At 68.0% G+C, this 23,021-nt stretch carries 21 protein-coding genes and 1 tRNA gene; 17 read left to right on the top strand and 5 right to left on the bottom strand.

The features are described from left to right. Positions 1 to 99 precede the first annotated feature (99 nt). From V5F63_RS13635 to V5F63_RS13620, 4 genes are all read left to right on the top strand, one after another. Positions 100 to 813 (top strand): glutathione S-transferase N-terminal domain-containing protein, encoded by a 714-nt coding sequence (locus tag V5F63_RS13635; protein ID WP_209489717.1) that lies wholly within the window; start codon positions 100 to 102, stop codon positions 811 to 813. A gap of 64 nt (positions 814 to 877) precedes the next feature. After that, positions 878 to 2,857, top strand: coding sequence for a tetratricopeptide repeat protein (locus V5F63_RS13630; RefSeq protein ID WP_394102366.1), 1,980 nt, complete (start codon positions 878 to 880; stop codon positions 2,855 to 2,857). Between the two features lie 38 nt (positions 2,858 to 2,895). After that, the gene (locus V5F63_RS13625; protein ID WP_348634383.1) at positions 2,896 to 3,261 is read left to right on the top strand and encodes a DUF6165 family protein; all 366 of its coding nucleotides are present in this window, start codon (positions 2,896 to 2,898) and stop codon (positions 3,259 to 3,261) included. 48 nt (positions 3,262 to 3,309) lie between these two features. Beyond that, positions 3,310 to 3,401: transfer RNA gene (locus tag V5F63_RS13620), tRNA-Ser, on the top strand. 55 nt (positions 3,402 to 3,456) lie between these two features. Here V5F63_RS13620 and V5F63_RS13615 read toward each other — a convergent pair. After that, entirely contained in the window at positions 3,457 to 4,824 is a 1,368-nt protein-coding gene (locus V5F63_RS13615) for an aminotransferase-like domain-containing protein (protein ID WP_394102367.1), read from the bottom strand. Positions 4,825 to 4,968: 144 nt separating this feature from the next. On the opposite strand from V5F63_RS13615, the gene V5F63_RS13610 reads away from it, so the two are divergent. From V5F63_RS13610 to V5F63_RS13595, 4 genes are all read left to right on the top strand, one after another. Further along, positions 4,969 to 5,835 carry a DMT family transporter gene (locus V5F63_RS13610; protein WP_394102368.1) on the top strand — a complete coding sequence of 289 codons (867 nt, stop codon included), beginning with the start codon at positions 4,969 to 4,971 and terminating at the stop codon, positions 5,833 to 5,835. 590 nt (positions 5,836 to 6,425) lie between these two features. Continuing rightward, complete coding sequence (locus V5F63_RS13605) at positions 6,426 to 7,889, top strand: porin (protein WP_209489708.1); 1,464 nt, start codon at positions 6,426 to 6,428, stop codon at positions 7,887 to 7,889. 1,115 nt (positions 7,890 to 9,004) lie between these two features. Further along, the gene (locus V5F63_RS13600; RefSeq protein ID WP_394029705.1) at positions 9,005 to 11,131 is read left to right on the top strand and encodes an OmpA family protein; all 2,127 of its coding nucleotides are present in this window, start codon (positions 9,005 to 9,007) and stop codon (positions 11,129 to 11,131) included. Positions 11,132 to 11,228: 97 nt separating this feature from the next. After that, positions 11,229 to 11,858, top strand: a complete 630-nt coding sequence (locus V5F63_RS13595; protein ID WP_394102369.1) for a helix-hairpin-helix domain-containing protein — start codon at positions 11,229 to 11,231, stop codon at positions 11,856 to 11,858. A 6-nt stretch (positions 11,859 to 11,864) separates the two neighbouring features. Here V5F63_RS13595 and V5F63_RS13590 read toward each other — a convergent pair whose 3' ends face one another. Continuing rightward, entirely contained in the window at positions 11,865 to 14,141 is a 2,277-nt protein-coding gene (locus V5F63_RS13590; RefSeq protein WP_209489700.1) for a transglycosylase SLT domain-containing protein, read from the bottom strand. Positions 14,142 to 14,513: 372 nt separating this feature from the next. On the opposite strand from V5F63_RS13590, the gene dapA reads away from it, so the two are divergent. The 4 genes from dapA to V5F63_RS13570 all read left to right on the top strand — a co-directional run bounded on the left by dapA (position 14,514) and on the right by V5F63_RS13570 (position 17,001). Beyond that, entirely contained in the window at positions 14,514 to 15,413 is a 900-nt protein-coding gene (dapA, locus tag V5F63_RS13585) for a 4-hydroxy-tetrahydrodipicolinate synthase (RefSeq protein ID WP_394102370.1), read from the top strand. Positions 15,414 to 15,537: 124 nt separating this feature from the next. Continuing rightward, entirely contained in the window at positions 15,538 to 16,014 is a 477-nt protein-coding gene (gene smpB / locus V5F63_RS13580; protein ID WP_209489698.1) for an SsrA-binding protein SmpB, read from the top strand. A 13-nt stretch (positions 16,015 to 16,027) separates the two neighbouring features. Further along, on the top strand, positions 16,028 to 16,432 hold the full coding sequence (locus tag V5F63_RS13575; protein WP_394102371.1) for a VOC family protein: 405 nt from the start codon (positions 16,028 to 16,030) through the stop codon (positions 16,430 to 16,432). Beyond that, positions 16,429 to 17,001, top strand: a complete 573-nt coding sequence (locus V5F63_RS13570) for a peroxiredoxin (protein WP_209489694.1) — start codon at positions 16,429 to 16,431, stop codon at positions 16,999 to 17,001. Before V5F63_RS13575 ends, V5F63_RS13570 begins: the two co-directional genes overlap by 4 nt. Before the next feature lie 20 nt (positions 17,002 to 17,021). Here V5F63_RS13570 and V5F63_RS13565 read toward each other — a convergent pair whose 3' ends face one another. Both V5F63_RS13565 and V5F63_RS13560 read right to left on the bottom strand, forming a co-directional pair. Further along, positions 17,022 to 17,684 carry a uracil-DNA glycosylase gene (locus V5F63_RS13565; RefSeq protein ID WP_394102372.1) on the bottom strand — a complete coding sequence of 221 codons (663 nt, stop codon included), beginning with the start codon at positions 17,682 to 17,684 and terminating at the stop codon, positions 17,022 to 17,024. 20 nt (positions 17,685 to 17,704) lie between these two features. After that, a complete protein-coding gene (locus V5F63_RS13560) occupies positions 17,705 to 18,313 on the bottom strand; it encodes a LabA-like NYN domain-containing protein (RefSeq protein ID WP_209489690.1) in 609 nt (202 codons plus the stop codon). A 215-nt stretch (positions 18,314 to 18,528) separates the two neighbouring features. Here V5F63_RS13560 and rpoZ point away from each other — a divergent pair, with 215 nt between their 5' ends. From rpoZ to V5F63_RS13545, 3 genes are all read left to right on the top strand, one after another. Then, positions 18,529 to 18,918 carry a DNA-directed RNA polymerase subunit omega gene (gene rpoZ / locus V5F63_RS13555; RefSeq protein ID WP_024279425.1) on the top strand — a complete coding sequence of 130 codons (390 nt, stop codon included), beginning with the start codon at positions 18,529 to 18,531 and terminating at the stop codon, positions 18,916 to 18,918. 355 nt (positions 18,919 to 19,273) lie between these two features. Then, positions 19,274 to 19,591 (top strand): hypothetical protein, encoded by a 318-nt coding sequence (locus V5F63_RS13550; RefSeq protein WP_209489688.1) that lies wholly within the window; start codon positions 19,274 to 19,276, stop codon positions 19,589 to 19,591. Positions 19,592 to 19,602: 11 nt separating this feature from the next. Then, complete coding sequence (locus V5F63_RS13545; RefSeq protein ID WP_394102373.1) at positions 19,603 to 20,544, top strand: AEC family transporter; 942 nt, start codon at positions 19,603 to 19,605, stop codon at positions 20,542 to 20,544. Here V5F63_RS13545 and gluQRS read toward each other — a convergent pair. Further along, positions 20,523 to 21,443, bottom strand: coding sequence for a tRNA glutamyl-Q(34) synthetase GluQRS (gene gluQRS / locus V5F63_RS13540; RefSeq protein WP_394102374.1), 921 nt, complete (start codon positions 21,441 to 21,443; stop codon positions 20,523 to 20,525). The genes V5F63_RS13545 and gluQRS overlap by 22 nt on opposite strands. Positions 21,444 to 21,500: 57 nt before the next feature. On the opposite strand from gluQRS, the gene V5F63_RS13535 reads away from it, so the two are divergent. Next, the gene (locus V5F63_RS13535) at positions 21,501 to 22,151 is read left to right on the top strand and encodes a DNA-3-methyladenine glycosylase family protein (RefSeq protein ID WP_394102375.1); all 651 of its coding nucleotides are present in this window, start codon (positions 21,501 to 21,503) and stop codon (positions 22,149 to 22,151) included. Positions 22,152 to 22,166: 15 nt separating this feature from the next. Then, positions 22,167 to 22,871 carry an alpha/beta hydrolase gene (locus V5F63_RS13530; RefSeq protein WP_394102376.1) on the top strand — a complete coding sequence of 235 codons (705 nt, stop codon included), beginning with the start codon at positions 22,167 to 22,169 and terminating at the stop codon, positions 22,869 to 22,871. Positions 22,872 to 23,021: the final 150 nt, after the last annotated feature.

Below are 23,021 nucleotides of genomic sequence, written 5' to 3'. Positions count from 1 at the left end.
TGCCCTGTCCGCTGCCGCTTCCGTGCTTGCCCCTTGCCCCGGCACCGAGCGGTGTCTACCTCTTACCGAAGCGGCGGCACATGCCGCAGGGAGGGCATGATGGCCGCAGTCCAGTCTTCGCCGATCGAGCTTTATTATTGGCCCACGCCAAACGGCTACAAGATCAGCATCATGCTCGAGGAGTGTGGGCTTCCCTATGAGGTGAAGCTCGTGAACATCGGCAAGGGCGACCAGTTCCAGCCTGATTTCCTCGCCATCTCCCCCAACAACAAGATGCCCGCCATCGTCGATCCCGATGGCCCCGGTGGCGCGCCGATCTCGGTCTTCGAGTCCGGCGCCATCCTCCAGTATCTCGGCCGCAAGACCGGGCTCTTCTACCCCTCGGACGAGCGCAAGCGGGTCGAGGTGGAGCAGTGGCTGTTCTGGCAGATGGGCGGCCTCGGCCCCATGGCCGGGCAGGCGCATCACTTCCGCATCTATGCGCCGGAAAAAATCCCCTACGCGGTCGAGCGCTACACCAACGAGGTCCACCGGCTCTACGGTGTCATGAACACGCGCCTGAAGGACCGGGAGTATCTCGCCGGCGACTATTCCATCGCCGACATCGCCTGCATCGGTTGGGCGAAGCTTTGGGAGCGGCAGGGCCAGCACATCGAGGAATTCCCCCATTTCAAGGCTTGGCTCGATCGCATGCTCGCGCGGCCCGCGGTGCAGCGGGGCCTTGCCGTGAACCAGGAGGAGCGTGCCAAGCACGATCTCGCCAAGGACAAGGACGCCCAGAGCATCCTGTTCGGCCAGCGCGCCCGCACCTGACGGCGAAACCGAAGCGTCGCTAACGCGGCCTCGCGCACGGACAATAACGCCATTGGGGGGCGCGATGCCGAAGGATTTCCGGGCCGATCTCGCCCGCGCCGGGGCGCTGCACCGGGAGGGGCGCATTGATCAGGCGATACCCCTTTATCGTGCCATCCTGCGCGATGCCCCCAGTTCGTTCGAGGCGGCACGCCTCCTGACGCTGGCGCTTCTCCAGTCCGGACGGCCGAAGGAAGCCCACGCCGTCGCCCGTAAGGCGCGGGATGCGCACAAGACCAATCCGCACGCCCAGCTCATCATGGGCGCGGTGTATCAGGCCGAGGAAAAGTGGGACCGCGCCCTCGGCGCGTTCGAGAAATCCGCCGAGCTGGACCCCGGCCTTTCGGAAGCCCACTACCTCGCCGCCAATACCCTGGCCCGGCTAAACCGGCTGGAAGAGGCCGTGGCCCGCTACGACCGCGTGCTGGAGATCGACGGGGTGTCAGTCCACGCGCTGGCCAATCGATCGGTCGCGCTGTCCCGGCTTGGTCGATCCGACGAGGCGCTCGTGGATTGCGATCGGCTGGTGAAGCTCGAACCGCGCGATCCGCGCCATCACCTGTCGCGCGCCGGGACATTGCTGGAACTCGGCCGCTTCACCGAGGCGGCGGAGGCGGCTGACGCCGCGCTGCTCCTGTCGCCGAAGCTCGCTGATGCGCATTTCCTGAAAGGGCAGGGGCTCGCGGGCCGGGCGGACTTGACCGGTGCGCGCGCCGCCTTTGCCGAGGCAGCGAGCCTCGCCCCCGATGTGGCGCAGTTCCAGGCGGCTCTTATCCGGACGGACCGGCAGCTGGGGAACCGTTCCGCGGCGCTGGCGGCAGCCGAGAAGGCGGTCGCGCGGTTCCCGGATGCAGCACCGATCTGGCGCGAACTGGCCGAGGTCCGGCGGGAACTCAAGGATCCCTGGGGCGCCCGGGAGGCCGTCGAGCGCGCGCTGGCGGCGGCGCCGGAAGATGCGGCGGCGCTCACGACAAAAGCGTCTCTCCTTTTGGATGGGGATCATCCCTACGAGGCCTGCGCCCTCGCCGAGAAGGCCCTGTCCATCGATCCGGCCCTGCCGATGGCGCGCTATATCGTGGCCTGTGACGACCTGGCCGAAGGGCGCTGGGCGGCCGGATGGGATGGCTATGAGGTGCGCTCGTCCTTCCTGCCACCGCCCTACCGCCCGCTGCCGTTCGCCCGCTGGGACGGCAAAGCTGCCCCCGACCTGCTGATCGTCCTCGGAGAGCAGGGCATTGGCGACCACATCCAGTACGCGCGGCTCGTCCGCCTGTTGGCAGATCGGGGCATTCCAACCCGCCTTCTGGTGAAGCCACGCCTTGCTCCGCTGCTGTCGCGCATCGACGTTCGTGTGCCCGTCATCACTGATCTCGCGGGTATCGATACCGGGGCCCCTGGCGTCTATTGGGCACCCCTCTCGAGCCTGCCCCGCCTCGTTGCGCCGGATCCAGCGTCCTGGCCAAGGCCGCCTTACCTCACGGCCCAGCCTGAGCGCATCGCCCGGTGGCGGGAGATCGTGCCCGATGGCTTCACCGTCGGCATTGCCTGGCAGGGCGACCCTTCGCCGACCGTCGATATCGGCCGGTCGGTGCCGCTCAATGTCTTCGCGCCGCTGGCCGCTCTCGATGGGGTGGAACTCGTCAGTCTTCAGCAGGGCTTCGGGGAGGAGCAACTCGACGCCTGCCCCTTCGCCGGCCGAATCCAGCGGCTCGGCCCGGACTGGGACGGGGACGGCGCTTATCTCGACACGTCGGCGCTGCTCCAGCACCTCGATCTGGTGGTGACCACGGACACGTCCCTCGCGCACCTCGCCGGTGCACGGGACCGCCCCGCCATCGTGGCGCTCAAGGCGGTTCCGGAGTGGCGATGGGGCCGCTCGGGGCAGACGACGCCGCTCTATCCCAGCCTCAGCCTCATGCGGCAGGACACCTCCGGCGATTTCACAGGCCTCTTCGCGAGGGTCGCTGCAAGGGTCGCGGAGCGGCGACGTGGGGGCAAGCGGTGACCTCCGCAGGTCCTGTCCTGATCCTCGCTCCGATCGCCGTGGGCGAGCTGTTCGACAAGATCTCCATTCTGGAGATCAAGGTGGCACACGCCAAGGACCCCGCCACGGCCGCCAATGTGCGTTGGGAACGTGATGCCCTGTGCGCGCTGCGGGATGAGCATCAGCTTTCCCAAATCGTCGGATCGCTCGCCGATGACCTTGCCGCCGTCAATGCGCGCCTTTGGGAGGTGGAAGACGCCCTGCGCACGCTAGAGGCGGAAGGCCGATTCGACGCGGACTTCGTTGCCCTCGCGCGATCGGTCTACCGTGAGAATGACCTGCGCGCCGCGCTGAAGCGGCGCATCAACGCGGTGGCCAATTCAGCGATCGTCGAGGAGAAGCTGCATTTCCAACCGGGCTCGTGAGCCGGCGGCTTGCATTGGGCCTGAGGGTCCGGCATAGGAAGGGGCGTTGGAGACGTGGCCGAGAGGCTGAAGGCACTCGTTTGCTAAATGAGCAGACCCCCAAAAGGGTCTCGAGGGTTCGAATCCCTCCGTCTCCGCCAATTCAGTCCCGATCATTGCCGGAAATCCTAAAGCCTGATGGGGCCGCCGGAGGCCTCATCCCATGGCCCGGGCCAAGCATGCGAGGACGCGCGGATCGCCCATCTGGGCGACGTTGAACCGCAGGAAGGCGCCGGCGGACTGGGCGACGCTGAAGACGTTCCCGGGGGCGAGGATCACGCCCTCGTCCCGGCAGCGCTGCGCGACGCTCGCAGAATCGAGCCCGTCCGGCAGGCGGCACCACAAATAGAACCCCCCGCGCGGCATCAGCCACGGCACGATGCCCAGCCGCCCCAGTTGCCCGGCCACATCGATCCGGGCGTGGGCCAGGCGATGGCGCACCTCATCCATATGCTTGCGATAGCCGCCTGCGCCGAGGATGCCGGCCACAAGTTCGCCAGCGACCGGACTGACCGCGCCGAAGCTGGTGGCGATCTGAAGGTCGGCCAAGGCTTCGATCCACTCCGGCCGCGCCGCGATGTATCCGCAGCGGACGGCCGACGAGAGGGTCTTCGAGAAGCTCCCGATGCGGATTACCCGGCTGAGTCCGTCGAGGATGGCAAGGCGCGGGGAGGGGGCCGGCTCGAAATCGGCGAAGATATCGTCCTCGACGATGGTGAGCCCGTGCGTCTGAGCAAGGATGAGAAGACGATGCGCCGTCTGGGGCGAGAGGGTGGCGCCGGTGGGATTCTGGAGCGCGGAGTTGGTGATGTAGAGGCGGGGCGTCTCTGCCTCCAGCACCCGCTCGAACGCCTCCGGTTCGGGTCCCCAGGGGGTCATGGGCACGCTGACGACGCGCACGGGATGCGCCCGCAGCAGCGCCTGGAAATTGAAGTAGCAGGGGTCGTCCACCAGCACCGCATCACCCGGCTGGAGCACCAGGCGGCAGACGAGATCGATGGCCTGGGTGCCCGAGCCGGTCAGCATGACCTGATCCAGGCTCGCACCGATTCCCTCCTCCGCGAACCGCGCCAGCAGCAGCCGGCGGAGCGCCAGCGGGCCCCGCGTGCCGCCGTATTCTGTAAGCAGAGCGCCGTCCGCGCGCGCAAGCGTCCGCAGCCCCCTGCGTAGCGCGGCGACCGGCATCCAGTCGTCCGGTAGCCACCCGCAGCCTGGCTTGAGGACCGATGGCTCGGCATCGAGCGATTGTTTCGACACCCAGAACGGATCGATTTCAGGCGTGCGGGCCGCGTCCGCCTCCGCGATACCCATGCGCGTCGGGGTCCGCGGTGGCAGGCCGGCGTCCGTCACATAGAAGCCGGAGCCGCGCCGGCCACGGATGATGCCTTCCGCCTCCAGCCGATCGTAGGCCTCCACCACCGTCGAGGGGGAGGCGCCCATGGCCGCCGCGAACCGCCTGACGGAGGGCAGGCGCCCCCCCGGCGTGAGGATGCCCGCGCTGATGCGCGCGCGAATCTCCAGCATCAGCCCTTCCGTTCGCGTGTTTGCGCGCTTCGACACCGTCACTGTGTGGCTCCCACGACCCATACAGATCTGCAGCATTGTATGGAGGTGTGCCTGTTCGTGCCACCCGCGCGGGCGTATCGCGGGCCGCGAAAGCGAGGCACCATGGAACGCAATGCAGCCGGCTGGGGCAGCGGTTTTTTCGGCGTGGTCATCTTCAGCGGCTCGCTGCCGGCGACACGCCTGGCCATCGTCGATTTCTCGCCGCTCTTCCTGACCTCCGCGCGGGCGGTGATCGCGGCGCTCATCGGGGGCGTGTTCCTCGCGGGCCTGCGTCAGGTAAGGCCGGCGCCCCGGGACCTCCTGTCTCTCGCCATTGTCGCCATGGGCGTGGTGATCGGGTTTCCGCTGCTCACCGGCCTTGCCCTTCAACAGATCACCGCAGCCCACTCCATCGTCTTCATCGGCCTTTTGCCCCTCGCGACCGCCATCTTCGGCGTGGTGCGCGCCGGAGAGCGCCCGAAGCCGGCCTTCTGGCTATTCTCATGCCTGGGCGCGGCGACCGTGGCGGGCTTCGCCATGTCGCGCAGCGCGGACGGTTCGATGGCGGGCGACCTTCTCATGATCGCCGCCGTCATCGTATGCGGCCTCGGATATGCGGAGGGCGCCACGCTCTCGCGCCGACTCGGCGGCTGGCAGGTGATCTCATGGGCCTTGTTGCTTGCACTGCCGCTGATGGCCGCCATCGCGCTGGCCGTCCGGCCCGAACATCTGACCGGAATCGGCCTGCCGGCCTGGCTGAGCCTTGGCTACGTCTCGGTGTTCAGCATGCTGATTGGATTCGTCTTCTGGTACCGCGGTCTTGCGCTTGGCGGAATCGCCGGTGTCGGCCAGCTGCAGCTGATGCAGCCGTTCCTCGGCCTCGCGCTCTCGGCGGTGGTCCTGGGAGAGACCATTGCATGGCCCATGCTGGCGGCCAGCGGCATCGTCGTTCTCTGCGTCGCCGGCGCCCGGCGCTTTGCGGGCCGATGAGGACGGGAGGCCATTACCGTCTCGATTCGGGGGCGTGCCGGTGCGGAAACCCTTCTGCCATATGGGCAGGTCGGAGAAGCCTCCGCCGCAATCCTGCCGGAAGCGGAGCCTGGGCTGGCTGATCAGGAGGGGCACGGACCGGCGATCGGCGGCACCTCGTCCTCTCTCGGCGGTATCTTCCTGGCGATCGCCCCGGCGACGGAAAACGGCCTGCCAAAGGGCATCTCAGGCGGTGTAAACGCCGGAGTGTTGCAAAAATACACTCATGTTATCAACCATTTAAGGTTAACTCGCCCAGGGTAAGGCCGCAGCGTGGTATTGGTATTTGGGTAGGTCTTAACCCAGCGTGCCATTCCTGCAACACCTGCTGGAAAAGCGGCCTCTCGGGGCCGTGATCGACGTGGTTTGGATTGATCACAGGTTCGCCTTTTGTATGTTGGCTTTGCGACGAAGGGGGGCAGTCCCCGGTCGACCGGTCCGCGTTCGGGGGGTCTGAACGCGGAATGGGAATCGGGGCAAGAACCCTCTCGGGGTGCAGCCGCACCGGCGAAGCGGAACTCGCTCCCTCGGAACCAAACTTGGAGGTCACGATGAAGATGGTGAAGAGCCTTCTCCTCGGCAGCGCGGCGGGTCTCGTCGCGGTCGCTGGAGCCCAGGCCGCCGACCTGCCTGTCAAGGCAAAGCCGGTTGAATACGTGAAGGTCTGCTCTGCCTACGGCGCGGGCTACTTCTACATCCCCGGCACCGACACCTGCATCAAGATCGGCGGCTATGCCCGCTTCGATACTTATGTGAACGCGGTCGGCACCTTCAACCCGTCCATTTCGTCGACCACCGGCACCGCCTTCAACGGCCCCGGCGTCGGCGTGTTCGCCTATCCCTTCGTGGACGGCGACGATCCGGACTACCTGACCCGCGCTCGCGGCGTGTTCGACATGGACGCCCGCACCCAGACCGACTATGGCACGCTCCGCTCCTACGTGCGCTTCGGCGCCGAGTGGAACTCTTCTGGCGGCGCCGGCACGGGCCCTGCGAACGGCCTCTACTTCGAGCGCGCGTTCATCCAGTTCTCGGGCTTCACCTTCGGTTACACCCAGTCGTTCTTCGATCCGGGCGTCGGCTACATGCTGACCACCCCGTATGCGGGTTCGAACATGTGGACCACCATGCTGGCCTATACGGCGCAGTTCGGTAACGGCTTCTCGGCGACCCTGTCGCTCGAAGACGCGGCCAACCGCACCACCGGCTCGCAGATGACCGGCTCCACCGCGCAGCCCGTCTTCAACATCAACACCGGCGCCACCGGCCTGACCTACACCAACTACCAGGGCGGTCAGCAGGCTCCCGACATCGTCGCCAACCTGCGCTATGACGGCGCCTGGGGTACGGCTCAGCTGTCTGGTGCCCTGCATCAGGTCGTGACCACCCTGCCGCTCTATGCCGGCTTCTTCCCGGGCATGGGCACCACCGACCAGTGGGGTTGGGCCATCGGCGGTCACGTCGAGTTCAAGCTCCCGATGCTCGCCGCCGGCGATAGCCTGTTCATCCAGGCCGGCTACGAGAAGGGCGCCGTGTCCTACATCGGTCTGTCGGGCACCTCGCAGGGTCGCGCGAACTCGGTTGGCTCCATCGACCTGACCCAGGTCGGCGGTTCGCTCTTCGCTTCGGGCGCCTTCTACACCGTGGCTGATGCCGTGGCCGACCTCTTCGGTCAGCCCGCCCTCACCACCGGTTGGGCGATCCAGGGCCAGTTCCGTCACTACTGGACCCCCGGTCTGCGTTCGGCGATCTATGCCGGCTACCTCTCCTACGAGGTGCCCCGCAACATCGTTGCCGCTCAGGACTTCAACATGTGGCAGGTTGGTTTCAACACCATCTGGTCGCCGGTTAAGAACCTCGATATCGGCGCGGAAGTTCTGTACACCAAGGTTGATGGCTCCGTGCCGCTCAACAACTACGCGTCTGTCACCCCCACCGGCGGTCTGCAGGGCTCGCTGGTCGGCGGCTCCACCGACATCGTGTCGGGCGGCATCCGCGTGCAGCGCAACTTCTGATCGCTTCGCGATCTGGAGGGAAACCCCGGTGGGCAACCACCGGGGTTTTTCTTTGTTTGCTGGCTTGGTTTCCGACTGGGACGGGTCGGTCCCGACTTAGGCAAGGGCGATCCAGTTCATGCACCTTGCTTCCGCTGCCGGCATGGTTTATCCGCCGCGCCAGCAGGGTCGGGTAAATGCGAGATTTTTCGCATCTCCGACAGTCTTCGCCCTCTATATTGCTTATATGCGGCCATCGGGACGTCGGTATTTTCGATGCCTGTGCTCGCACCTTCTGGGTTCGGGCGGATAGGCGTTGTTCTGCGGTTCGGGAAGTAACGTCCGCGAAATCTTCTGGTTTGTGCCCGACAGGAACTATCGCCGTTTTCGTTCGAAAGCGGTCATCAGGAGATAAGCCTTTACCGCCTGCACGCGCCATCGCATTGCGCAGTATCCTCCGTATCCTGTTGGCCGGCGCAACCGGCTGGACCCTCCTCTTTTTCGGCGCTGGACAGGCCATGGCCGTGGATCTGCTGCCTCAGCCAGCGGCCGACGGACGCTTGAAGGGCTGTGCAGCCTACGGGCCAGGCTTCATATTCTTCCCGGAACGGAGACCTGCCTGTGTACCGGCGGATATTTTTGGGCGGAAGATTATTACATCACCAACACCCGATATCCGCTGAATTGCGATGAGATCTATTCGATCTCAGCGGTCGCATTAATTCTTGATGCGCGCACCGGACAGGGCGGCCCCAAACTGAATGTCGGCGGCTATCTTGCCTTCTCGCCTGTCCGGACATTCACCATCGCGCTGCAGTACGACTACACCTACAATGCGGCCACCAATTACCGGCCGACGGCCTTCTCGCCGGCGCTGCCTTCGGTGGGCGCGCAGCAGGCGCTGCTGTTCGTCTCCCGCGATTTCTGACCCGGCGCGGGGTGTCCCGACGCCGCTGTGGCGCCGTCTTCGCCCGCAAGTCTTTCGGATCGGCGGTAACTTATGCTGAAGTCCTTCTCCGCGACCTGGGAGTGGCGCGGACAGCGGGGTGTGGATGGTGCGGCAGGGTAACGGGAGCAGCGCGGGCGAGGACGGGCGGGGCGAAGTCACCCCGCGCCGGGGCGGGAGCTGGCGTCCCTTGTGGCCCTTGGCGCTCGGGCTGGCGGCGCTCCTCCTGCTCACCGTGTTCGCCATTGTGTCGGGTCGCGGCCCCGTCGAGGCGTCGCTCGATTCGGCCGCGCGCGACGTTCTGGCCCGTACGGGCGAATCCTGGGCGTCCGCGCGCTTTTCCGGGCGCGACGCCACCATGGAGGGCGAGGCCCTCGCCGAGGAGGCGCGGGCCAAGGTTCGGGCCTCTCTGGAGGGCCTGTTCGGGGTCCGGACGGTGCGTGACGCGACGACCCTGCTGCCCGAGCGCCGCCCCTTCACCTTCAGCGCTGTGAAGGATGGGCGCGCCATCGCCCTCGACGGCTACGTCCCCTCCGCCGATGCGCTGGTGCGTATCGTCGCCGCCGCCCGCAGCGGCGGCGATCAGGTGACGGGCCAGAACCGGCTGGTGCGCGCGCGGGGGGCGCCACCCGGCGATTTCGCGGCTTTGGTGATCTTTGGGCTCAACCAGCTGAAGCGGTTGCCCTCCGGCCGTCTTACCCTGTCCGACGGGGCCATCGCGCTGGAGGGCCGCGCCCGCGACCTTGTGAGCTATGACGAACTGGCCCAAACGCTCCACGGGCCGCTGCCCAGCGGCATGACGCTGGCGCGCTTCGAGGTGCGCCCGCCCGTCGCCGCGCCTTTCCTCTGGTCGGCGGTGCGCGACGGAACCGTCCTGCGGCTGAGTGGCTACGTGCCGTCCGCCGATGCGCGATCCGAGGTGGCGAAGGCCCTCTCATCCACCGTGCCCGGCATCGGCATCAAGGACGACACGCTGCTGGCGGATGGTTCGCCGAGCCCCGATCTGTGGATGCGGGCGGTGCGCTTTGCCGGCTCCGCGCTCGCCCAGCTGCCTGAGGGACGGGTGACGTTGTCGGACGCGACCATTTCGGTCGAGGGGGCCGCGCCGAGCTTCACCGCATTCGACATTCTGCTCACGCTGCGCCGGCAGCCGCCGGAGGGCTTCCAGATCATCCGCTTCGCGGTGGAGCCACCGCGCGCGTCGCCGTTCACCTGGCAGATCGAGCGCAGCGCCGAGCAGGCGCGCCTGTCCGGCTTCGCGCCGTCCGAGGACGCGCGCCGCCTGCTGGTGGACGCCGCGCGCTCGGGTTTCCAGGGCATGCAGGTCGCGGACGATCTGCAGCTTGCATCGGGCGGCCCCGCACCGGAGGTGTGGGCGAGCGCCGCCAGCTTCGCGGTCGCGCAGCTCGCCCGAATGCATGCGGGGGCGGCCGAGGTGTCCGGCACACAGATGGTGCTTTCCGGAGAGGCGGCGGATTCGGCGGGCTATCTTGCCGTCATGCAGGCCGTGCGGACGCCTCCGGCCGGAGTCACGGTCGATGCGAAGGGCGTGCGGCCGCCGTCCATCTCGCCCTATGTCTTCTCGGTGCGGCGGGACGCGGGCGAACTCACGGTCTCCGGCTTCTATCCGGACGAAGCGGCCCATGCCGCGATCAAGACGGCGTTGGAGCGCGATTTCCTCAGGGAGAAGGTCAACGACCTGTCGGCCGTCGGCGGGGGCGCGCCGGCCGGCTTCCGCGACGCGCTCCTGGCGGGGCTCGCCCAGCTGTCGCGTCTGTCCTCCGGTGAGGTCAGCATTGCAGACGGGCAGATGCGTCTGATCGGAACGGTTCTCGACGCGACCGTGGCGGGTGAGGTGGAGGCCGCGCTGAAAAGGGCTGTGCGCCCGCCGTTCTCGGTTGAGACCGCGCTTCAGACCGCGCCGCCGGGGCCGGCGGTCGGCATCGCCGAGTGCGGGCGACTGGCGGGCGACCTCCTTTCGCGGGGAAGCATCCGCTTCCTCGGCACCACGGCCGATATCGATCCGCTGAGCCGCGGTCTGGTGGATCGTATCGCCGCCGTGCTGAAGAGGTGCCCGGACGCGATGGTGCGGGTGGCGGGCCATACCGACGGTGTCGGCGATGCGGCTGCCGATGTGCGGCTGTCCGAGGCGCGGGCGAAGGCCGTGGTTGCGGCGCTGGTGGCGGAGGGCGTCGCCGCAGACCGGCTGACGGCAGTCGGTCTCGGCTCAGGCCAGCCGGTGGCGCCGAACGACACGGAAGCGGGCAGGGCGCTCAATCGGCGCATCGAGATCGAGGTGAAGGAGCGCGCGCCATGATCTACCTTGCCATCGCGCTTTGGCCTTACGTGATCGGCGCCGCGGTCATCGGGCTGGCCACGGGCTACGCGCTCGGCCGGAACGCAGGGAGCAGGCCATGACCGCATTCGCCATCGAGGTGGCGCTGCTGCTCGCCGTCGCCTTCGCCGCGGCGCTGGCCATCGGCTATCGCTTTGGCCGGAAGCATCGCCCGCCCCAGCCGGCGCGGCCCGAGCTGCCGCCGGCTCCCGTCATGGTCGAGCCTCCGCGCGTGCCCGCCGCATCGAAGCCCGCACCCGAGCCGGAACCGCCGATCCTGATCGCGCCCGCGCCAGCCCCCCAACAGGACCTGTTTGCGCGGCTCGGTATCACCGACATGAATGCGGTTCCGCCTCTGGATGAGGACGAGGAGGACGTGCCGGCCCCGGCCCCGACGCGCCCCGCGCCGCGTTCCCGGCGCCGTCCGCCGGAAAGCCTGCCCGGCGTTCGCCCCCCGGCCCTCGATGCGCCGGAAGGAGGGGGGGGCGACGATCTCAAGCAATTGAGGGGCATCGGGCCGCAGAACGAACAGCGCCTCAACGAGATCGGCATCTTCCATCTTCGGCAGATCGCCGCATGGACGCCGGAGGAAGCGGCCTGGGTCGGCAGCTATCTCGCCTTCCCCGGCCGCATCGAGCGCGAGGACTGGATGGGGCAGGCGAAGGCGATCATCGCGGGCGGGGCACCTGCGCCGCGCCGGAAGCGGTGAGGCGGGTCAGCGTCCCCCGCGCAGGTCCGCTTCCATCTGGAGCTTGCTCGGGATGTTGAAGCGCACCTTGTAGACTTGGTAGTTCTCCATCACCCGCTGCACGTAGTTGCGGGTCTCGGAGAACGGGATGGCCTCCACCCAGTCCACCACGTCCACGTCCGGGTCGCGCGGGTCGCCATAGCGGGCGATCCATTTGGCGACGCTGCCGCGGCCGGCGTTGTAGGCGGCGAAGGCCAGCACGTAGTTGCCGCCATATTGCGCCACCAGTTCGCCCAGCTCGGCGGCCCCGAACTGCACGTTATAGGACTGGTCGGTCATCAGACGGCGCTCGTCATAGGCGACGCCGGTGATCTTCGCGACCTGGCGTCCGGCCTCGGGCGTCACCTGCATGAAGCCCATGGCCTTCGCGCTGGAGACGATGGCGGGATTGAACTGGCTCTCCTGCCGGGCGATGGCATAGACCGCCGCCTTGTCCACCGGGTCACCGATGGGGCTGTAATTGGGCAGGCCGAAGGTGGGGAAGGCCTCGGCCTCCAGCGGATGGCCCTCGGCAAGTCCCTCCTTGCCCACCACCAGCGCGCCGCGCGGATCGTTGTTGGATTCCGCGAGGTTCGCGAGCATCGCGAGCTGGCTCGAATCCTCCATCCGCCAGGCGAGGTCGTAATAGATGGTCAGCGGGATGTCGCGTGCGCCCACGGCATAGAGCATGCGGATCGCCTTCACCGGCTCCAGGCGGGCGAAGGTGTCGCGTGCGCCGAAGGACGGCGAGGGCGTGCCGCGCAGGACGACGGGGGCCATGCCCAGCTTGGTGCGCGAGAGCTGGCCGTAATAGGTCGCCGGGAACTTCGCGGCCGCCTGATAGGCGGCGCTGGCGCGGCCACGGTCGCCCATGGCCTCGGCGGCGCGGGCCTGCCAGTAATAGGCGCGCGACAGCGTGATGGGGTGCTTCTGGTCGTCATCGACCTTGGCGAAATGCTGGGCCGCCCGGCTCGGGTCCTTCAGGAACCGCAGGGCGATCCAGCCGGCCGTCCATTGCTGTTCGGCGCGATAATTGTCCGCCTGTGGCGGCACGCCGGTGGCGGCGACCTTGTAGGCGGTCTGGAAATCGCCGGCATCCAGCAGTTCGCGGGCGACCAGCCGGCGCTCGATCCACCATTCGTCGGGATCCGCCAGCACCTGGTCGGAACTGGCGCCGGCGAGCAGGGCGCGCGCGGCCTCCTGCGGCTTGTCGGCGCGGCGCAGCAGTTGAGACTTGGCGAAGAGATAGGCGGGATCACTGGACAAAGTGAAGGGCACGAGACCGAGCAGCTTCTCGCCGTTCGCCTCCTTGCGGGCGATGGCCATGCGCGCCTTGGTCAGCGCCACGATATCGCTGCCGGCACGCGCGGCGGCGCGCAGGGCACGGTCCGTGTCCGGCTTGTAGCTGAAGTGGTCGGCGCGCAGCTTGTGGTCCGCGCGGGTGAGGAAGCCGGAGAACTCGTCGATGATCTTGCTCTCGAAGAGCTCGTTCAGATCGTCATTGCGCCAGGCATCGCGCACCCATTCGGCAGCATCCTGCCTTTTGCCGATGGAGACGAGATAGCGGGCCAGCGCCACCTTGCCCTCGCCGGACAAGGGCGGCTGTTCTGCGAAGAAGGCCTGGGCCTTGGCGGGATCTTTGTTCTCCTGGAACAGCACGCGCTCGGCTCGGCGGCGCAAGGTGGACTGGGTGGGCCAGCCGGGCTTTTCCTGGATGAACTCGTTGATGGCGTTGAAGCCGAGGTCGTTCGGCGCATGCCGGATGACCAGCCAGGTGACGAGCGTGCGCGCCACCGGATCGTCGAGCTGCTGGGCGGCGCCCATGGCCTCGGCGGCGCGCCCGTTGCGGGCGGCAGAGACAGCCACCTTCAGAGCGGCGAGATCGCCGCCGGCAATATTGGACGACGTGCCGACCGTCGGCGCGGCCTGGGGCGCGGGGGCGACGCGAACCGGCGCGGGCTTGCCGGCGGCGGGCTTGCTCGTCGCGTTCTTGGCGGTCGCGGGTTTCGCGGCGGCCGGCTTCGCAGGCGAGGACGATTTCGCGTCCTTGGACTTTGCGTCCTTGGCCTTGGCATCCTTCGACTTTGTGTCTTTCGACTTGGAATCGGCGGCTTTGCTGTCCTTGGATTTGGCATCCTTGGAGGCGGACGCGGACGGCTTGGCCGGGGGTGTCGGCGCGGATTCCGCGACCGCCGGCATCGCCCCGCTCCAGGCGAGGGCGAGCGCAAGCGCGCTCACGGACATCAGGCTCGATACAGACGACATGAAGCTTCCTCGCGGGCGCGGGCAGTGGCGGCGTGTTCCCCCACCCGCATGTTCGGCCACCGGCGTTGACGAAACCCTAACCTCAATGAAGTCCGAAAAGCCGGCGAAACCACGGCTTTCGCCGACGCTGGGGTTGTGGTCGCGCAAATCTGCCGCCGGCTACCCCTAGAGCGCATCGAATTACCATTCCCGAAGGGCATTTTGCCTCCATGGCAAAAGTCCGAGCGGCGCAACCCCTTTCCGGCCGGGCGGCAAAAGGATAAGGGTCAAGGTCCGCACCCGCCGCTCATCCGAGCCGGCGCGGCGCCGGGTCCGGCCGTTCGCGACCGGTTCCGGCCAACCACAAGCTCCCAGGAACCCAAGGCGTTCGCCATGTCGCCCATCCCGTCTGCGTCCCGTTTCCGCGGCTCGTTCACCGCCCTCGTCACCCCGTTCCGCGACGGCGCGCTGGACGAGAAGGCGTTCCGTGCCTTTGTGGACTGGCAGATATCCGAGGGCACGCACGGCCTCGTCCCCGTCGGCACCACCGGCGAGAGCCCCACCGTCTCCCATGAGGAGCACAATCGCGTGGTGGAGTGGACCATCGAGCAGGCCGCCGGCCGCGTTCCGGTCATGGCCGGCGCCGGCTCCAACAACACCGCCGAGGCCGTCGCGCTGGCCGAGCACGCCCAGAAGGTCGGCGCCGACGCGCTCCTCGTGGTCACGCCCTATTACAACAAGCCCACGCAGGAAGGGCTCTACCGCCACTTCAAGGCCATCGCCGACGCCGTGGACCTGCCGATCTTCATCTACAACATCCCGAGCCGCTCGGTGATCGACATGTCGGTCGAGACCATGGCGCGGCTGTTCGAGATCAAGAACATCGCCGGTGTGAAGGATGCCACCGCCTCCATGACCCGCGTGTCGCTGCAGCGGCAGGTGCTGGGGACGGATTTCATCCAGCTCTCGGGCGAGGATGCGACCGCGCTCGGCTTCATGGCCCATGGCGGCCACGGCTGCATCTCGGTCGCCTCCAACGTCGCGCCGCGCCTGTGCTCGGAGTTCCAGCTGGCCTGCCTCGCCGGCGACTTCAAGGCGGCGCTGGCCATCCAGGACAAGCTGATGCCGCTGCACACGGCGCTGTTCGTGGAGACAAATCCGGCCCCCACCAAGTACGCGCTCTCGCTTCTCGGCAAGATGAGCGAAGAGGCGCGCCTGCCGATGGTGCCGGTGTCCGAGACCACCCGCGCCGTGGTGCGCAGCGCCATGGTGCAGGCCGGCCTCATCAACTGAGGCCGATGGATCTGGGGATCAGGCGACCCGCCGTCGCCTGATGGCCCGTTCTCCAGCGCTCCGCCGACCGCCCTGACCCCTTGCTGCTTGCTTCGGCGGTGCGCTGCGACCACATTCCCCCATCATGACATCCAAGAAGACCGAAGCCCCCCGCAAGATCGCCGCCGACAACCGGCGCGCCCGCTTCGATTTCGAGCTGGGCGAGACGTTCGAGGCCGGCATCTCCCTCACGGGCACCGAGGTGAAGAGCCTGCGCACCGGCAAGGCCACCATCGGCGAGAGCTACGCCGCCCAGAAGGCGGGCGAGATGTGGCTCTACAACGCCTATATCCCGGAATATCTGGAAGCCAACCGCTTCAACCACGAGACCCGCCGGCCCCGGAAACTGCTGCTGCACAAGCGCCAGATCGCCAAGCTCGGGCAGGCGGTGGAGCGTGAGGGCATGACGGTTGTGGCGACCAAGATCTATTTCAACGATCGCGGCCGCGCCAAGGTGGAACTGGCGCTCGCCAAGGGCCGCAAGGCGCATGACAAGCGCGAGGCCTCCAAGGAACGCGACTGGGCGCGCGACAAGGCGCGCCTGATGCGCGATCGCGGGTGAGGGAAGGGGCGCCATGCCGGGCAAGATCGCCTTCGACCATTGCGTCGTGCATGTGAGCGATTTCGCCCGCTCGAACGCCTTCTATGCGTCCGTGCTCGGCGCGGAGGTGGTGACGGTGGGCACGGGCTTCGCCTACCGCTTCGGTGACCGCCAGCTGAATCTGCACGGTCCGGGCGTCGATCCGGTGCCGGTGGCGCGCCTGCCGGTGCAGCCGGGCAATTCCGACCTGTGCTTCCGCTGGGACGGGCCGATCTCCGAGGCCGTCGCGCACCTCGCCGCCCATGGAATCGAGCCGGAGCTCGGCCCGGTCCGACGCTTCGGCGCCCGGGGTCATGGCACCAGCGTCTATTTCCGCGATCCCGACGGATCGCTTCTCGAATTCATCTCCTACGACACCTCTCATGGGGACGCGTCATGAGCACTTCCGGCTATACCAGCCTGCCCGATGACCTTCCCTCCCCGGAAGACGATGGGCTCGCCGCCCACCTGCCGGGGCTGGAACTGCCCATCATCAAGCTTCCCGCCACGGACGGGCGGCATATCGACCTGTCGGGCCTCGCCGGTCTGACCGTCGTCTATGCCTATCCGCGCACGGGCGTCCCCGGCCAGCCGTTGCCCGAGGGTTGGGATGCCATTCCCGGCGCGCGCGGCTGCACGCCCCAATCCTGCGCTTTCCGCGACCATTTCGCCGATCTGAGGGCCGCCGGCGTGGAGCACGTGTTCGGCCTCTCGCTCCAGGATAGCGACTACCAGCGCGAGGCGGCGGAGCGGCTCCATTTGCCGTTCCCGCTGCTCTCCGATCATAGGCATGAGCTGACGACGGCGATCCGCCTGCCGACCTTCGAGGTGGAGGGGGCGAAGCTGCTGAAGCGCATCACCCTCATCATCGAGGAGGGCGCCATCAGCCATGTCTTCTATCCGGTCTTCCCGCCGGACCGGAACGCGGCGGACGTGCTGGCCCATCTGCGCCGGCGGCGGGAGGACTGACCGCGCTCAGCCCGGGCAGGTCAGCCGAGGCTGGCGCGCACGGCTGAGAAAACCGAGCGGAACATCTCCGGCGTCAACACGCCAGTGTTCGTGTTGTAGCGCGAGCAGTGGTAGCTCGCGAAGAGCCGCACGCTGCCCACCTCGTCCGAAACGCCGTGGCCGAACTTCAGCCGCGAGGCCTTCTGGCCCAGCGCGGCAAGGGTCGAATCGTGGGCGATCTTGCCCAGCGTGACGATGGCCCTGAGCGCCGGCATCTCGGCCATGGCGGCGGAGAGGAAGGGCCGGCAGGTGCGGATTTCCTCGGGCGTCGGCTTGTTCTGGGGCGGCACGCAGCGCACCGCATTGACGATGCGCGCGCCGGTGAGGGTCAGGCCATCTTCCGGGTGCGCCGCATAGGGGCCGCGGGCGAAGCCGTATTCGATCAGCGTCGCGTAGAGCAGATCGCCGGCATAGTCGCCGGTGAACGGGCGACCCGTGCGATTGGCGCCACGCAGGCCGGGCGCGAGACCGACGATCAGCAGGGGCGCGTCGACCGGCCCGAAGGCAGGCACGGGCGCATTGTGCCAGCCGGGTTCATTCGCCCGCCATTCCTCGCGGAAATCCACAAGGCGCGGGCAAAGCGGGCAGTCGCGCCCCGGCTCGGACGCCGCGGCAGGCCGGGCGGCGGCCGTCTTGGCAGCCATCTTGGCGGGCACGGGCGGCGTCAGTCGTTGCCGTCGCCGGCCGCGGTCGTGGCGCTGCGCCGCTCGAGGAAGCGGGGCGTCTCCTGCATCCGGCCCTGCCGCTCGGAGGGGTCCCGGCCGATCTTGGGCTGAAGATCCACCAGATCGATGAAGATGTCCGCCTGGCGGCGCAGGTCGTCGGCGATCAGCGGCGGCTGGGTGGAGATGGTGGACACCACCGAGACGCGCACGCCCTTGCGCTGCAACGCTTCCACCAGCGAGCGGAAGTCCCCGTCGCCGGAGAACAGCACGATGTGGTCCACGTGCTCGGCGAGCTCCATGGCGTCCACGGCGATCTCGATGTCCATGTTGCCGCGCACGCGGCGCCGCCCCTGCGCGTCGGTGAACTCGCGGGCGAGCTTGGTGACGACCGAATAGCCGTTGTAGTCCAGCCAGTCGAGCAACGGCCGGATGGAGGAGTATTCCTGATCCTCGATCAGCGTCGTGTAGTAGAACGCGCGAAGGAGGTATCCGCGGCTCTGGAACTCCTTGAGGAGCCGCTTGTAGTCGATATCGAAGCCCAACGCCTTGGTCGCGGAATAAAGGTTGGCGCCATCAATGAGAAGAGCGATCTTTTCCTGGCCCTGCATACAAAAGTCCGCCGATGGAATGGGAAGGGCAGAACGGGAACGGCTGCAAACCACGTCGTCCTGCCGCCTTTCTCCGACGAAGAACCGTTCAAGGCAAGCGAAAAAGGCGCGGCGTCCGGCTGGCGGGGTTGCCCCTTCGGCCGAAGTGCTGTATCGACCTCCTCTTCTCAAGGCCTGTATTCTGTGCGCATCGCGCATGAGGGAGTGACGAGCCCATGGCCCGTGTCACAGTAGAAGACTGCATCGACAAGGTGGACAACCGGTTCGAGCTGGTCCTGCTCGCCGCCCACCGCGCGCGCATGATCTCGTCCGGCCAGCAGATCACCATCGACCGGGACAACGACAAGAACCCCGTCGTCGCCCTGCGCGAGATCGCCGATGAGACCGTGAGCCCCGAGGATCTCAAGGAAGACCTCATCCACTCGCTGCAGAAGTACACCGAGGTGGACGAGCCCGAGCCCGAGGCCGTGCCGCTCATCGCCTCCAGCGACAGCTCGGGCGGCGAGGACAGCGACGTCATGCTCGACCGCATGACCGAGGAAGAGCTGCTTGCCGGCCTTCAGGGCCTCGTGCCCCCCGAGCACAACGACGACGACGAGGGCTGATCGACGCTTCGGCGTCTGACCCAGCGTTCGCGGCCGGGCTCTGCCCGGCCGTTTGCGTTCCAGGCGCCCGTCGCCGGCCGACGAGTGCTAAACGATTTGCCCGGCGGTTGACGCTTCCATCCCGCAAGCCTAACGTCTGCCCATGCTTCGTTCTGGATGCCATATGCCGGTTGTATTTCCGGCCCTGCGGCGAATTCCTCGCCCGGTCGACGCTGTCGGCCGGGTAGACTTGCGCGCCTGAGGCTGTCCGAGGCCGCGGCGCGATCCTTCGCCGGGACCGGCCCATCTGTTGGCCCAGCCGGTGATTTGCCCAGAGAATCGCGCGGCCAAGCCCGCCTCAGTCCGGATCGTTTCCATGTCCAGCCGTGAAACCTCCGTCCATCGCGACGGCTCGCCTTCCGCTCGCCCGCACCAGCCCGCCCATCGCCTCTCCGTCCTGGCCGAGCCGGATACCAACCTGCTGCTGCGCCTGCTGGAGCCGTTCGTGATCCACGACGTCCTGCCAAGCCGGGTCGATTGCAGCGCGGGCGCCGATGCGCTCGCGGTCGTCATTGAATTCAGCGCGGAAGAGGCGGTCGCGGTGCGCCTCGGCCAGCGGCTCGGCGTCATGGTTGGAGTCCGCGCGGCGGATCTCACGCCGGCCGCAGAGACGGCGCAGATGCGGGCGGCCTGACGGACGCGGCCATGCTGAACACGCTCGCCGACATCTCCGTCATCGTCCTTCCCGTGTTCGGCATGGTGCTGGTGGGCTATATCGCCGCGCGCATCGGCCTCGTCAGCGAACGGGCGACGGACGGGCTGGCGGAGTTCGTGTTCAGCCTGTCGGTGCCGGTTCTCATCTTCAAGACGCTGAGCGAATCGAAGCTGCCGGAGGCGCAGCCCTGGGGCTACTGGATCGCGTATTTCGCCGGCGCCTTCTTCGTGTTCGCCATCGCGATGGTGGCGGCAGAGCGCCTGTTCGGGCGGGGCTGGCAGGAGGCGGTGATCCACGGCTTCGCCGCCGGCCAGGCCAACACCGTGTTCGTCGGCGTGCCGCTGATCCTGAAGGCCTATGGGGAGGCGGGGGCGGTGCCGCTGTTCCTCCTCATCGCCATCCATCTGCCGGTGATGCTGGTGGCGGCCACCGTGCTGCTCGAAGGGAGCAGCGGCTTCTCCCGGGCGACCATGGTCCGGCTCGGCAAGGCGCTGGCGTTCAATCCCATCCTGCTGGGCATCTATGCCGGCGCGCTGGCCAAGATCACCGGCATCCAGGCCACCGGTGTGCCGAAGCAGATGATCGACCTTCTGGCGGCCGCTGCGACGCCCTGCGCTCTGATCTCCCTCGGTCTCTCGCTGAAGCGCTACGGCATGGCGGGTGGCGATCTTGTGCCTTCGGCGCTGATCAGCGTGCTCAAGCTCATCGTCCACCCGGCGGCGGTCTTTGCGCTGACGATGGTCTTCTCCATGCCGCCCGTATGGGCCGGCGTCGCGGTGCTGTTCGCGGCCATGCCGAGCGGAATCAACGGCTATCTGCTGGCCCAGCGCTATGGCGTGGGCATCGGCACCTCCACCAGCGCGGTCTCGCTCTCCACCGGGCTCGCGGTCTTCACCGTGGCGCTCTGGCTCTACATCCTCGGGGTCGGCTGACCCGCATCGAGGCCGAGGCGGGCTCGGACATCCCCGGGCGTCGCGCCGCAATTGCGCAGCGCGAGCAGGCTGGTGGCCGAATTGCTCTTGGAGAGCTTGTGGCCGCTGGCATCCAGGATCAGCCGGTGGTGGTGATAGACCGGCGTCGCCAGGCCCAACAACCGCTGCAGCAGCACGTGGACCGACGTGGCGTGGTAGAGGTCCATGCCCCGGATGACGCGGGTGATGCCCTGCAGCGCGTCGTCAACCACGACCGAGAGATGGTAGGAGGTCGGCACGTCCCGGCGCGCCAGCACCACGTCGCCCCATTGCGCCGGATCGGCCGGGATGGCAACGGCCGGTCCCTCCGGCATCCCCTCCGCCTCGGGCCAGAAAAGCGGCCCGGCACCGGCAGCCTCCAGCGCCGCCGCCATATCGAGCCGCAGCACGTAGGGTTCCCCCTCCGCCTTCCGCTTCGCCCGCGCCCCGTCCGCGAGCGCCGATCGGGGGAAGGGAAAGAGCGGCGCCCCGTCCGGATCGCGCGGGGCAGGGCGCCCCAGCTTCGCCTCGCTCTCGATTACGGCGCGGGCGATGTCGGATCGGCTATCGAAAGCGGGATAGATGAGCCCCATTCCCTCCAGCCGGTCCAGCGCGGCGGCATAGTCGGCGAAATGCTCCGACTGGCGCCGCGGCGCCGCTGCGGGCACGATGCCGAGCCAGGCGAGGTCATCAAGGATGCCCTGCTCGAATTCGGGTCGACAGCGTGTCGTGTCGATGTCCTCCATGCGCAGCAGAAACGCGCCGCCCGTGCGCGCCGCCGCTTCGGCATTCACCAGCGCCGAGAAGGCGTGGCCGAGGTGCAGCCGGCCGTTGGGGCTGGGCGCGAAGCGGCAGATGAAGGGCAGGGAAGGTTCGGGCATGGCGTCGATCATTAGAGCGATATCGCGCGGCCGCGAACAAGTCTCTGGAGACGAACGATGAACGAGCCGCTGCTCACCGATCAAGGCGTGTTCGACCGCGCCTTCGCGCAGTTGCTGGGGCTTGATGACCGGCTCGTCCCCGTGGCGGGAGTCGCCGGCCGACCAGCCCTGCGCCGTCGCCCGCCGGGGTTTGCGGGCCTGTGCGCAGTGGTGATTGCGCAGCAATTGTCCGTCGCCTCGGCCCGCGCCATCACCGGCCGGTTCGAGGCCGCGCTGGGCGGAACGCCGACGGTCGAGGCCATGCTTTGCGCGCCCGTGGAGACGCTGCGTGCCGCGGGCCTGTCGGCGCCCAAGATCCGCACCCTCACCGGGATCGCGCGTGCGCTCGCCGAGGGCGAAGTGGATCTCGAAGCCGTGGCCCGGATGGAGGCCGATGCGGCGGCCGAGGTGATGACGCGCCTGCCCGGAATCGGGCTGTGGACCGCCGACATCTACCTCCTCTTCTGCCTCGGCCGCGCCGACGCCTTCCCCCATGGCGATCTCGCGCTTCAGGTGGCGCTGGGCGAGGCTCTGGAACTGGGAGGCCGCTGCACGCCCCTCGGCCTGCGCGCCATCGCCGAGGACTGGCGGCCGCTGCGCGGCGTGGCGGCGCATCTTCTGTGGGCCTATTATGGTGCCCGGCGCGCCCGCCTCGGCGCCCCGGCCTGAAACGAGTGCAGACCCATGTCCTTCCCCCTCGATGGCGTTTCCCTCGACGAGCCCATCCTTGACGGCCCGCGCCTGCGTCCGCGCAACGGCGGCGCGCCGGATAGTCTCGTCGTGCTGCTGCACGGCTATGGCGCGGACGGGCGCGACCTCATCGACCTCGGCAACGCCTGGGCCGATCTCCTGCCTGGGACGGCCTTCATTTCCCCCCACGCCCCCGACTCATGCGGGGAGGCGCCCATGGGCCGTCAGTGGTTCCCGCTGAGCTTCCGTGATCCCCACGAACTGACCCGGGGCGCTGAGGCTGCGGCGCCTGTGCTGGAGGCATTCCTCGAAGAGGAACTCGCCAAATACGATCTGCCGCCCTCCCGGCTGGCGCTGGTGGGCTTCAGCCAGGGCGCCATGATGGCGCTGAAGATCGCGACCACCGCCGCCGTCGCTCCCGCTGCCGTGGTGGCCTATTCCGGGCTGTGGGTGGAGGCGGCGGGCGGGGTGCCGCGCGATCTGCAACTGCGCACGCGCCCACCCATCCTGCTCGTGCATGGCACCGAGGATGAAGTGATTCCCGCGCAGGCGCTGTTCGCTTCCGCGCGCGGCCTCGCCGATGCCGGCGTGCCGGTGGAATGGCACCTCAGCCAAGGGCTAGGGCATGGCATCGACGACGCCGGCCTCGCCCACGGCGGGGCTTTTCTCGCCGAATTCCTCGCGCCAGGGAGGCGATGAAGACGGTAGCGGGGGCAGGCTCGGCCGCCGGCGCAGTAAACGACGGGAGCGCGCCGTGGTTTGGCGCTCGGCTTCACAACAATGACACGGAGCATATAGAGTATCCGCCGCGCACAGGGATCGTCAGGCGCGATTCGGGTGCGCAGACGA

Source organism: Xanthobacter wiegelii (genome assembly GCF_043193855.2).
Classification (GTDB): Bacteria; Pseudomonadota; Alphaproteobacteria; order Rhizobiales; family Xanthobacteraceae; genus Xanthobacter; species Xanthobacter flavus_A.
The sequence above is the reverse complement of the archived record's forward strand: the minus strand, read 5'-3'. Positions and strand labels throughout refer to the sequence as shown.